The sequence below is a fragment of the Nonomuraea deserti genome (assembly GCF_004348685.1).
Lineage (GTDB): Bacteria > Actinomycetota > Actinomycetes > Streptosporangiales > Streptosporangiaceae > Nonomuraea > Nonomuraea deserti.
The window spans coordinates 1-12235 of record NZ_SMKO01000259.1; the positions used below are offsets into that span (position 1 = coordinate 1).

Below are 12235 nucleotides of genomic sequence, written 5' to 3' on the forward strand. Positions count from 1 at the left end.
GAGGCCAGGTCACGATTCGGCGGGAGCGTGACGATTCTGCGGGTCGGCGTGGCGGCGACGGCCGAGGCCGCCGCCTTCCCGCCCGGCTGTCCCGGATCGGGCCGCCCCGGGCGGCGCAGCTGCCGGTAGACGGAGAGCACGCGCCAGGCTCGCGAAGAACGGATCCTGCTGACCTGGTCGCGGTAGTCCGCCAGCCGGCCGGTCACGGCCTCCAGCTTGTCGCGTAATCGGGCGTTCTCCTGGCGCAGCTTCGACTCGGCCGTGACGAGCTTGTCCAGGCGGTGCTGGGTGAGGGAGTGGCGGTGCCGCTCGCCGTTGTAGACCGTGCGGAGCCTGGACAGCTCCGCGCGCTGCGTCCGGTGCTCCTCGTCGAGCTCGGCGACGCGCGCGTGCAGGCTGCGCAGCGCCCGCGCGTGCGCGTCCTCGGCGGTCCGCGTGGCCTCACCGTGGGCCGCCTCCGCCGCCTGCAGGTCCTCGGCCTGGGCGCGGACGAGAGCGCGCAGCTCGTCGCGCTGGGCGGCGACGGCGTCGGCCGTCTCGCGGAGCGACTCCATGCCCGCGGTCAGCCCGTGGATCGACTCCAGCAGCCGGTCGCGTTCCTCCTCCGTGGCCCCGGCCGCCTCGCGCAGCAGGCCGAGCTCGGTCTCCGCCGCCCGCAGGCCGGCGCGGAGGCGGTCGCGGTCGTCCGCCAGCGCGTCGAGCCGCTCCTGCAGCTCGTTCCGCTCCGCGGCCGCGCTGCCGGCGAGCTCGGTGGAGAGCCGGGTGACGGTGTCCTGGAGCGCCGACAGCTGGTCGAGGACCTGCTGCCCCGCCCCGCTCGCGCCGAGCCGCTCCTTCAGCTCGGCGTTGGCCGCGGTGACGTCGCGGTAGAGGCGGTTGGCCCGCGCGAGCTTGTCGCGCAGGCCGCGGGCCTGCTCCTCCAGCCGCTCCTCGCGCTGGAGGAAGTCGGATTCCTCCTGGCTGAGCCGGTAGGCGGGGACGGGGCGGGGCGCCTCCCGCCGTACGGCCACCACGGCGATGTGCCGCGGCAGCACGGTCAGCTCGCCGACCTTGAACAGGGGGTTGATCAGGCGGCGCAATCCGGCGCGGTAGAAGGTGCGGCGGTGGTCGTGGTGCGGCATCAGCCCATGAGGTACGGACACCAGCAGCGTCCCGCCGGGCGCGAGCACCCGGTGCAGCTCGGTCAGCACCGCCCGGGGGTCCGCCACGTGCTCCAGCAACTCCCCGGCGACGGCCGCGTCGAAGCAGCCGTCGGGGAAGCAGAGGCGCTCGCCGTCGCCGCGCACGAAGGCGAGCCGGCCGCCCGTGTCGCCAGCCGTGTCGCCGCCCGTGTCGCCGTCGGTGTCGCCGCCCGTGTCGCCGTCGCTGTCGCCGACCGTGTCGGCGGGCAGCTCGGCGGCCAGCCCGGCGGCGAAGGCGACGGCCTCCTCCTCGACGTCGACGCCGATCACGCGGTCGCCGCGGCGGGCGGCGAGGACGGACAGGGTGCCCTGGGAGCAGCCCAGGTCGAGGATGCGTCCCGAGGGAAGGCGATCGAGCAGCCAGTGCAGCCGGCTCCTGGTCAGCTCCTGCGTCTCGGGGTCGACATCTATCCCGTTATAGGCAAAATGGACGCGATCGTGGTTCATGTGGGCTGGGACCCCTGAAGGATGATCAGTGAGGGCCCGACATTACCATTTTCACGAAATAGCCGTTAAGGGCGGTATGCATGGTGCCTGTGGTGCGTAAGCTCATCGTCGCGGTGATCGGCCTGGGCTGTCTGAGTGGGTGCACCACCTCGGAGCCCCCGGCGGCGCGCGAGCCGTCCTCGGTCGCGGCGACGCAGGCACCGGTCAGCCTCCTGCGGGAGACCGTGTCCGGCCTGCGCGTGAACGACAAGCTTTACGTGCCGCTCGACGCGCTGGCCAAGCGGCTCGAGCTGGCCGTCTCCACCGGCGCCGACGGAGTCGTCAGGGCCGAGTACGTCGAGGACGAGACCCCGCTGGTCAGGAAGCACGATCCGCGCGGCCCCTGGCTGCACTTCGCCGACGTGGACGTCACCACCTGGCGGCGCATCTCCGTCGGGCCGGACGGCATCCCGGTCAGCACGTACGACTTCGGCACCTTCCAGTATCCGGTCGAGGTCGTCCAGTACGGCATGGAGAACTACAGCAAATGGGTCGCCACCGGCGACGAGAAGTACCGGCCGAAGGCCGAGACCGTGGCCCGCTGGCTGCTGGAGCATCAGGACGACAAGGGCGGGTGGCCGGTGCCCTTCGCCTACTCCTACCGTGACGGGCTGGCGGGCGAGTTACGGGCCGGCTGGTACTCGGGGATGGCTCAGGGCATCGGGGCCGCCTTCCTGGCCAAGATGTACGACAAGACCGACGAGTCCCGCTACGGCGACGCCGCGCTGCGGGCGCTCGGCCCCCTGACGACCACGGTGGAGAAGGGCGGCGTGCTGCGCAGCTTCGAGGGGCACGACTGGTTCGAGGAATACCCGACTCCCACCCCCACGCACGTGCTCAACGGCTACCTGTTCGCCCTGCTCGGCGTGTACGACGTCGGCGAGCTCATGGATCATGCGGCGGCGCGGGAGATGTTCAAGGAGGGCCTCGAGACCCTCGACAGGGTCCTGCCGCTCTACGACCTGTCGTCCAGGACCAGCTACGACCTCCTCCACTACACGCGGACCCCGGCGACGGCGCCCAACCCCGCCCGGTGGAGCTACCACGCGCTGCACGTCACCCAGCTGTCGGCGCTGGACGCGATCACCGGAGGGCGCTACAGCGCGATCGAGGAGCGCTGGCTCGGCTACCTCCACGGCAAGGCCCTTCCCGGCAACTAGCTGTACATTCCACTGACCGATCTCAGGAGGTTTCGAGGCATGCGCCGCTTGCTTCTCGTGCTGGGGACATCCCTGGGCGCGCTGGTGGTGCTGGGAGGGCTCGGCGCCGGCGGGTTGTTCGTCTACACGGCCAGCCTCGACAGCGGCATCACCCGCCAGCCCGCGGCCCTGCCGACCTCGAAGGAGGAGGAGAGGCAGCGCCCGCAGCCGAAGCCCGGTCACGGCGAGACGTGGCTCCTCGTGGGCACCGACCTCAGGTCGGGCGAGCCCAGCACGGGAGACGCCGCCGGGACGGGAAACCGGCGGATCGGCTCGCAGCGCACCGACACGATCATGCTGGCCCACCTGTCCGACGACGGCGAACACGCCGCCGTCGTGTCGATCCCGCGCGACTCCTGGGTGAGCATCCCCGGCCACGGCAGAGCGAAGATCAACGCGGCGTTCTCCTGGGGCGGGCCCGCCCTGCTGATCAAGACCATCGAGAAGCTCACCGGCATCAGGGTCGACCACTACGCCGCGATCGACTTCAAGGGGTTCCCCGAGGTCATCGACGCGGTCGAGGGGGTCGACGTCGAGGTGGCCAGGACCGTGCGCGACGCACACAGCGGCGTCACCTGGACGGCCGGCCGCCACCACCTCGACGGCGAGCAGGCCCTCGCGTTCGTCCGGCAGCGCCACAACCTGCCCGGCGGCGACTTCGACCGGATCAAACGCCAGCAGGCGGTGCTGAACGCCCTGGCGGACCGGGTGCTGAGCGCCGGCACCCTGGCCAACCCGCTGAAGGTCGACGGCTTCCTGCGCGCGATCACCCGGTCGATCACCGTGGACGGGGGCGTGACGGCGTCGATGCTCAGGAGCCGGCTCGGCGACCTGGCAGGGCTGGAGGACTCCGCCTTCTTCACCATGCCCACCCGCGGCACCGGCACGGAGGCCGGGCAGAGCGTCGTCTACCTGGACGATCGCAAGAGCCGCGCGCTGAGCGAGGCGATCAAGGCCGACCGGGCCCGCGACTACGTCAAGCGCAACGGCCAGGGCAACCAGGTGAAGCAGGTCCGCTAGCAGGCGGTCACTCGTCGCGGATGTTCCAGACGCGCACGGTCCAGTCCGAGCTCGCCGAGACCGCGACGGGGAAGCCGCCGTCCCCGCCGTCATCCGTGCCGCCGACTCTCCCGGTGGCCAGCGCGTACACCGGGCCGGCGTGCCCGCGGACCACCTTGCCCGCCGGCTCGCCGGTGCGCAGGTCCCACACGCGCAGCGACCGGTCGTCGCCCGCCGAGACCACCCGCTCGCCGTCGGCGGCCAGCGCCCGCACCCAGTCGGTGTGCCCGGTGAGCGGCCCGCCGACGGCGGTGCCCGTGATCAGGTCCCAGCGGCGCAGCGTACGGTCCTCGCCCGCCGACACCGCGACGGGCCGGCCGCCGACCACGGTGGCGGCCACCGCGAGGACGGCGCCGTCGTGGCCGGTCAGCGGGTCGCCGATCTGCTCGCCCGCGGTGAGGTCCCACAGCCGCAGTTCTTGGTCCTCGCTCGCGGAGATCACCACGGTCCTGCCGTCGACGGCGGCGGACGCCAGCGCCCTGATCGGCTTGCCGTGCCCGGGCAGCGGCGGTCCCGCGGGCGCGCCCGTGGCGGCGTTCCACCGGTGCAGGCGCCCGTCGGCGCCCCCGGAGACGATCAGGTCGCCGGCGAACGTGACGGCGTTGACGCTGCCCCGGTGGCCGGTGAGCGGCTTGCCGAGCGCCGCCCCGGTGTCCAGCCGCCACCTGCGCAGCGACCCGCCCGCGTCGCCGCTGACGGCCACCGGCTTGCCGTCGAGCGTGCCCGTGGCCAGCGCCTTGATCTCTTCGGTGTGGCCGAGCAGCGGGGTGCCGACGGGCGCGCCCGTCGCGGGGTCGGACATCCTGACGGTCTTGTCGGACCCGCCGGAGACCGCCACCGGCCGGCCGCCCACGGTGGCCAGCGCGGCCGCCCTGACCTCGTCGGAATGCCCGGGGTTGCCCGCGGCCACGGCCGAGGCGGTCCACGTGGTCAGGTCCCACGTCCGCATGGACTTGTCGGCGCCGCCGGAGAAGGCGCGCGGGGCCCCGTCGACCACGGCCGCCGTCACCGCGGTGACGAACCCCGTATGCCCGGTGAGCGGGGTGCCCACCGGCTCGCCCGCGATGTCCCAGCCGCGGATCACTCCGTCGCGGCCGGCGCCCAGCAGCGTCCAGGCGGTGCCCGACCGGACCGCCGCGAGCGAGATCACCACCTCGGGCAGGTCGCCGATCGTGCGGACCGAGCCGGAGCCGAGGTCCCACACCCTGACCGTCTTGTCGTCGGAGGCGGAGACGACCGCCTCCGGGGTGGCGGCCAGCGCCCGCACCCAGTCGGTGTGGCCGGGGCGGGCCGGGCCCGCGGGTTCGCCGGTGCGCAGGTTCCAGAACCGCAGCACGCGGTCCTTGCCGGCGCTCACCGCGACCGGCTCGCCGCCCATGGTGGTGGCGGCGACGGCGAGCACGGCGCCGGTGTGGCCGGTGAGAGGGCTGCCGATGGGGCGGCCGGTGGTGAGGTCCCAGATGCGTACGGTCTCGTCGTCGCCGCCGGTGACCGCGACGGGTTTGCCGTCGACCGTGGTGGTGGCGACGGCGAGCACCGCGCCGGTGTGGCCGGTCATGGGGCTGCCCTTGGGGCGGCCGGTGGTGAGGTCCCAGATGCGTACGGTCCTGTCGTCGCTGCCGCTGACCGCGACGGGTTCGCCGCCGACCGTGGCCGTCGCCACCGCGCGCACCCAGTCGCCGTGACCGGGCATGGGCGCGCCGATCGGCCGCGCCGTGCGCCCGTCCCACCGCCGCAGGGTGCCGTCCTCACTGGCCGTCACCGTGACCGGGCGGCCGCCGGCCTCGGCCGTGCCGACGGCTGTCACGGCCGCGAAGTGGCCGGTGGGCCGCCAGCCGACCGGGCTGCCGAAGCCGGCCGCGGCCGACGAGAAGCCGGGGGGAGTCCCAGGGCCCTCGATCAGCCGGGGCACCAGCACCGCGCCAGCCCCGATCAGCGCCACCAGCACCGTCCCCGCCACGGCGAGCCGCCCCACGCCCCGGCGGGCCAGGGTCGGCGGCGCGGCGCCGGTCGGCTGCGAGACCGGGCCGGGGTGCTGCGCCTGGACCGGCCGGGCGGTGGCGGGCACCGGGGTGGGCGGCGCGAACGGCGTGACCGGCCCCGCCCACGGGGCCGGCGCCGTCGTACCTGTCGCAGGCCCCGTCGTCGGCCCGGTCGTGGGCCCCGTCGTGGGCCCGGTCGTGGGCCCCGTCGTGGGCCCGGTCGTGGGCCCCGTCGTGGGCCCTGTCGTGGGCAGGGCCGGCCACGGCGGCCCGCCCTGCCCGGGCCCCGCCGAGGGCACGATGAGGGCGTTGAGCACCTGGCGGGCGGTCGGCCGCGCTTCGGGCGGGCGTATCAGGCAGGAGGTGATGACCGAGCGCAGCGGCTCGGCGATCCCGCTGAGGTCGATCTCCTTCTGGCGCAGCGTGATGGCCATGGCCGCGATCGTGCTGCCGCTGAAGAGCGGCCGGCCGAGCGCCGCGAAGGCCATCGTCAGGCCCCAGCTGAACAGGTCGGAGGCCGGGGTGACCCGCTCGCCCGCCAGCTGCTCGGGGGACATGTAGGCGGGGGTGCCCAGGACCCCCGTGACGGTGACCGTCTTGTCGCCGAACGCGCGGGCCACGCCGAAGTCGATCACGTAGGGGCCGTCCGGGCCGAGCAGGACGTTGCTGGGCTTGAAGTCGCGGTGGACGATGCCGGCGTTGTGGATGGAGACCAGCGCCGTGGAGGTGTTGACGGCCAGCCGCATGAGCGCGGAGGCGTCCAGCGGCCCTCTGGCCAGGACGTGCTGCTGCAGCGACTCTCCGGCGATGTATTCGCTGACCATGTATAGGCGGCCGTCGCTGATGCCGTGACCCAGCACGCGCACCGTGCAGAACGAGGCGACCTTGGACGCCACCTCGATCTCCCGCTGGAACCGTAATCTGGACTCGACGTCGGACGCGTCGACGGAGTTCATCGTCTTGATCGCCACGAGCCGCTCGTCGTCGCCGACTCCGAGATAGACCGTGCCCTGACCGCCCTCGCCGATACGGCCCGTGATCCGATAGTGGTCCACGGACCTGGGATCTCCGGGCCTGAGGGGCTGGACGTCCGGCACGAGTCTCCTGGGCGGGGCGGGCTGAGGCTGACCTCGATCATAGGGCCACAAGGTCCGCTGAGGCAGGGACGATCGCCATGGGCACCCGCGCGCCGCCCGGCGGCGCGGCGGTCGCGTGCCGCCCGCGTCCGCCGTGCCCTCCGCTGGCCCTCCGATGCCCCTGCTACGGGCGCACCTCGTAGACCATGTTGAACGGCGTCCGCGCCGCCTCACGGAACCGGGTGAAGCCGGCCTCCGTGACGACGTCGCGGATCGCGGCGCTCCCGGCCTGCGCGCCCAGCGCGTACCCGCCCGGCTGGGACAGGGCGCTGGGCACGCAGAGGAACGTGGACGCGCTGTAGTACAGCCGCCCCAGCGGGTGCAGGTTCTCCTCGACCCGGTCCGAGGCCAGCGGCTCCACCAGGAGCCACGTACCGTCAGGAGCCAGCGCCCCGCGCACCCGCCGGGCCGCGCCGAGCGGGTCGCCCATGTCGTGCAGGCAGTCGAACATCGCCACCAGGTCGAAGTCCGTGCCGCTGAAGTCCTGCGCGCCGGCGACCTCGAAGCCGACCCGGTCGGCCAGCCCGGCCTCCGCGGCCCGCTTGCGCGCCAGCGCGATCGACTCGGTGTGGTAGTCCGAGCCGAGGACCGTGGTGCGCGGGTACGCCTCGGCGAGCAGCAGCGACGACGAGCCGAGGCCGCAGCCGACGTCGGCGACCCTGGCCCCGGCGGCGAGCTTCGCGTCGACCCCCTCCAGCGCCGGGATCCAGTGCGGGATCAGCTCCGCCGCGTATCCCGCGCGGAAGAACGCGTCGCACCCGACGAATACGTCCTCGGCGTGCTCGTGCCAGCCGACGCCGGCGCCCGTGCGGAACGCCTCCGTGATGCGCGGCTCCGAGCGCAGCATCCCCAGGGCGATGAGGAACGCCGCCGGCACGTTCGGGCCGTCCGGGTCGGCCAGGCAGAACGCCTGCTCCTCGCTCAGCGAGAACCGGCCGGTCTCCGGCTCGTAGCCGACGTACCCGCCGGCGGCCTGGCCCCGCAGCCACTCGGTCAGGTAGCGCGGGTGGCACCCGGTGCGCTCGGCGAACTCCTCGGGTGTCGCCGGGCCTTGCGCGAGCGCGCGGTAGAGGCCCAGTCGCTGGCCGACCACGACCGAGCCGGCGGCCTCGGTGGCCGCCATGTCGGCCACGACCCGGCCCAGGAACTCGTTGACCTTCTCGCGGTCCATCCCCCGTCTCCTTTCTGTCGGGCCGGCTTCCACCGGCCTCAACCCCCAAGGTCGGCACATGCCCTGTCACGGCCGCGGCACGCGCCCACGGGCCCGAGTTCCGGGTACGGAGTCAGCCCGCGCGCAGGAGTGACTCGATCGGCGGGTTGACGCGGGCGAAGCCCTCCTGGCTGCGGTACGGGTAGTAGGGGTAGGCGGCCGTGACGGTGCTCGCCGCGTCGAACCTGGCCACCTGGTCGCCCGTGAGGCGCCAGCCGGTGGCGCCCAGGTTCTCCCGCAGTTGTTCCTCGTTGCGGGCGCCGACGGTGACCGAGGCCACGCTCGGCCGCTGGAGCAGCCAGTTGAGGGCGATCTGCGGGACGCTTCTGCCGGTCTCGCCGGCGAGCTCGTCGATGACGTCGACCACCGCGTAGAGGCGCTCGTCGTCCACCGGCGGGCCGTAGGCGGCCGTCCTGTGCAGCCTGCTGACCTGGGGGAGCGGGGCGCCGCGCCGGATTCTGCCGGTGAGGCGACCCCAGCCGAGCGGGCTCCACACCAGGGCGCCGACGCCCTGGTGGTCGAGATGAGCGCCCGGTCGCGGCGTCCTTTCAGCGCCTGGCCGAGCACCTCTTCCGAGGCGCCGTCGGAGTAGACGTCGGCGGTGTCGAACATGGTGACGCCCGCGTCGAGGGCGATGTCCACGAGCCGCCTGGCCTGCGCCACTCCGGTGTCGCCCCACGCGCCGAACAGCTCGCGCTTGCCGCTGAAGGTGCCGGCGCCGAAGCTCAGCGCGGGGACCTTGAGGCCGGAGGCGCCCAGTCGCCGATGTTCCATGAGTCCGTCAGTTTCATTAATGGGTCTATAGTCCCGTTAAAGCTGGCATGCTAACGGGACGTAATGCCCATTAGTGGCGCGTACGGATCCGGCGGAACACCAGCCCCGCGGCGACGGCCGCGGCGGCCCCCAGCAGCGCCAGCACCAGCGGCACGATCGTCGCCGGCCACGGCCAGGCGCTGCCGCTCAGCTCGACGTCGCTCACCGGATACTCCAGCGTTTTCGCCGTCCACCGGGCCGTCTGCACGTCGTAGGTGCGGGCGATGTCGCGCAGCACCGGATCGAACGCGAACTCCTCCTCGGCGTGCAGGTACACCGGCCGCAGACCTGCCACGGCGCCCATCACCTGCCCGCGGGCGGCGTCCAGGCCCGGTACGAGCAGGCGGTCGAGCCCATCCGCGGCGGCCGCGACCGTCGAGCGCGGCACGAAGGTCAGGCCGTGCCTGGAGCGGAACGGCCCGTCGCCCAGCGCGACGGTGCGCCCCACCATGGCGTGCTCGGTGTACGAGATGAACGCGGAGGCCAGCTCCAGCTCCCCGATGCCCTCGGCGACCCGGATGCCGATGGACGAAGGTCCCGGCTGGTAGGAGGAGTTGAGTCCGACCACCACGTCAGGCGGCTGGAGCTCGGACTCGGGGATCCGCGAGGAAGCGCCGGGGGAGTAGTGGCGCCAGTGCACCCTGCGCGCCGCCTCCCGCGCGGCGCCTGGGTCGACCAGCCGTTCGAGCAGGCGCAGGGCGCCGTCGATGCCGGACAGCACGCCGGCCGTGGTGATGATGTCCCCATCGTCGACGTAGCGCACGCCGGTCACCCATCCGACGTCGGGGAAGTCGTCGCGCAGCCCGGCCATCCGCAACCAGTGGGAGGTCGCGGACCTGCCGTCCAGCAGCCCGCTCGCCGCGAAAGTGCGCGCCCCGTTGCAGACGCTCATCGGCACCGCGCCGACGGCCGACTGCTCCCGCAACCAGCGGGAGATCGAGCCGAGCTCGGCCGCGCCAAGGTCGTGCAGGGCGGGGATCACCACGGCGTCGAGCTTGTCGTTCCGGTCACTCAGCAACCGTGCGAGCTCGCCGAACGTCAGGTCGGGCACCAAATCCAGGCCGCCGGTCAGGGGCACCAGCCGGGAGCCGGGAGAGACGACGTACGTGTTGACCCGGCCGGTGCCCGCCAGCACCTCGTACGGCCCGAGCAGGTCCGCCACGTTCGTACCGCCGCTGCCGGTCAGCAGGGCCACCGTCGGCTTGGCCGGGTCGTGCGCCTTCGGCGCCGGCCGGACGGTCACCGCGTCCGCGCGGGCGGTGTACAGGTCGCCGAACTTGCCGACGGTGTTCACCGCGGAGACCGCACCGGGAAGCAGCAGCGCCGCCAGGACGATGGCCGTCCCGCGGAACCACCGGGCCCGGAACCTGAACCGGTGCCGGGGATCCGCGTACTCCGCGCGCCGCCACACCATGGCCGCCGCCATGAGCACGAGCGGGATCACATGCCCGACGAGCGACACCAGAGCGGCCGGTAACACGCCGAGCCAGTAAGGGACGAGCAGCACGGGGAACGGCAGGAACACCGCCGCCCCCATCTCGGCCATCCGCGGCCGGGCGTGCCGCCGCACCAGCATCCAGAGCACCACACCGGCGGCCATGGCGGCCGCCATGAGCAGGATGTAGACGTCGAACCGGCCGACCTTCAGCACCGAGACCCACAGGGGGTCGAGCAGCATCATCCCCAGGGCCGCCGCGATGACCAGTTCGAGGTAGTGCCAGACGAGGCGGGCGGCGGTGCGCGCCCCGCCGGGACGACGTTCATGGTTCGTCATGCCGAACTCCTGACGTGAAGGACGTTGAGGTCCCTCACGCTAGGAAGGCCGGCGCGCCGCCGAATCAGTGAAGTCGCCGGTCCTCCCGCCGGTCCTCCCGCCGGTCCTCCCGCCGGTCCTCCCGCCGGTCCTCCCGCCGGTCCTCACGGCGGTCCTCCAGCCGGTCGTCACGCCCGTCCTACCTGGCCCCGGCCTACGCTGGGCGTTCGGCGAGCACCATGCGCATGAGCTCGGCCCGCGAGGTGAGGCCGGCCTTATGGAAGACCTTGCGCAGGTGGTAGTCCACGGTGCGCGGGCTGAGGAACAGCTGCGCGGCGATCTCCCGGTTGGTCAGCCCCTCGCCGACGGCCAGCGCGATGCGCAGCTCCTGCGGGGTGAGCGTGGTCAGCGCTCCCGCCTCGGGGGTGCGCGCCGACTCGCCGGTGGCGCGCAGCTCGCCCAGCGCGCGATCGGCCCAGGCGACCGCGCCGATGCGGCGGAAGGTCTCCGCCGCACCGCGCAGGTGCTGCTGCGCCTGGGATCGCCGCCGGTCGCGCCGCAACTGCTCGCCCAGCAGCAACTCGGTACGGGCCTGCTCAAGCGGGGCGTCGGCCAGCGCGTGCAGGCGCAGGCTCTCCGCGTAATGGGCCGTGCCGTCCTCGCAGACCAGCGCCCGGCAACGCGCGGTGAGCGCGCCCAGCTCCGGCGACGCGGTGTGCTCCGTCCACCGCGCGTAGCGGGCGGCGGCCACGGCGGCCCGGTCGTGCTCGCCGGCCCTGACCAGGGCCTCGACGAGATCGGGCACCAGGCCCATCGCCAGGTCGGAAGGCTGGTCGGCATCCCACCCGCCGACCGCCTCGAAATGCCGCGCGGCCTCGCCGTGCCTGCCCGCGACCAGCTCCACCAGCCCGAGCGCCCGCCTGGCGTACGCCGTCGCATCCGCCAGCCTGCGCTCGCCAGCCTCGGCCAGCACCTCCGCGGCCAGCTCCCCGGCCTCGGGACGGCCACGGATCGCGGCGCACAAGGCCAGCAGCCCCCGGTTGCGGCAGGCCGTGTTCGGCTGGCCGACCTCGGCGGCGAACGCGCAGCCCTCCTCGGCGTGGGCCTCCGCCAGCCCGAGCCTGCCGCGGGCGAGCTCGTCGGCCGCCTGGTATTCGAGGTTCCACGCGAGCGCGCCCAGCGAGCCGCCGGCGCGGGCCAGCCGCCCGGCGTTCTGGTACAGGCGCCTGCTCAGCTCCCGGTCGCCGAGCCCCCGGGCGATCGCCCCTGCCAGGGTCATCGTGATCGGATCGGTGAGCGCGTCCACGCCGGTGCCGTCCCGTACGGCGGGCCCCGGGTCGTGGCCGGCGCGCGCCAGGCAGGCGGCCCGCAGCAGCCGCAGCACCGCGTCCTCGGGACCACCCCGCCCGCCCTGAC

The 12235-nt window shown here is 73.8% G+C and carries 8 protein-coding genes and 1 pseudogene; 2 read left to right on the top strand and 7 right to left on the bottom strand.

Annotated elements, in window-relative coordinates; translation table 11 throughout:
• A partial coding sequence (locus E1292_RS46160) for a class I SAM-dependent methyltransferase (RefSeq protein ID WP_132606139.1) occupies window positions 1-1628 on the bottom strand: 1628 nt, incomplete at its 3' end.
• Window positions 1629-1720: 92 nt separating this feature from the next.
• Between E1292_RS46160 and E1292_RS46165 the strand changes: the two genes are divergently transcribed.
• Together E1292_RS46165 and E1292_RS46170 are read left to right on the top strand one after the other, a co-directional pair.
• The gene (locus E1292_RS46165; RefSeq protein WP_165975103.1) at window positions 1721-2827 is read left to right on the top strand and encodes a D-glucuronyl C5-epimerase family protein; all 1107 of its coding nucleotides are present in this window, start codon (window positions 1721-1723) and stop codon (window positions 2825-2827) included.
• Window positions 2828-2866: 39 nt separating this feature from the next.
• Window positions 2867-3886, top strand: a complete 1020-nt coding sequence (locus E1292_RS46170; RefSeq protein ID WP_132606141.1) for an LCP family protein — start codon at window positions 2867-2869, stop codon at window positions 3884-3886.
• Window positions 3887-3893: 7 nt separating this feature from the next.
• On the opposite strand, the gene E1292_RS55305 is transcribed toward E1292_RS46170, so the two are convergent.
• The 6 genes and pseudogenes from E1292_RS55305 to E1292_RS46195 all read right to left on the bottom strand — a co-directional run.
• Entirely contained in the window at window positions 3894-6962 is a 3069-nt protein-coding gene (locus tag E1292_RS55305) for a protein kinase domain-containing protein (RefSeq protein ID WP_165975104.1), read from the bottom strand.
• Window positions 6963-7167: 205 nt separating this feature from the next.
• A complete protein-coding gene (locus E1292_RS46180; protein WP_132606143.1) occupies window positions 7168-8214 on the bottom strand; it encodes an SAM-dependent methyltransferase in 1047 nt (348 codons plus the stop codon).
• Between the two features lie 112 nt (window positions 8215-8326).
• A complete protein-coding gene (locus E1292_RS54605) occupies window positions 8327-8749 on the bottom strand; it encodes an aldo/keto reductase (RefSeq protein WP_246090844.1) in 423 nt (140 codons plus the stop codon).
• 77 nt (window positions 8750-8826) lie between these two features.
• Window positions 8827-9027 (bottom strand): annotated as a pseudogene (locus E1292_RS54610) (aldo/keto reductase); the annotation flags it as partial.
• A gap of 70 nt (window positions 9028-9097) precedes the next feature.
• Window positions 9098-10840 carry a DJ-1/PfpI family protein gene (locus tag E1292_RS46190; RefSeq protein ID WP_132606144.1) on the bottom strand — a complete coding sequence of 581 codons (1743 nt, stop codon included), beginning with the start codon at window positions 10838-10840 and terminating at the stop codon, window positions 9098-9100.
• Window positions 10841-11033: 193 nt separating this feature from the next.
• On the bottom strand, window positions 11034-12235 hold a 1202-nt coding region (locus tag E1292_RS46195; protein WP_132606145.1), incomplete at its 5' end, for a LuxR family transcriptional regulator.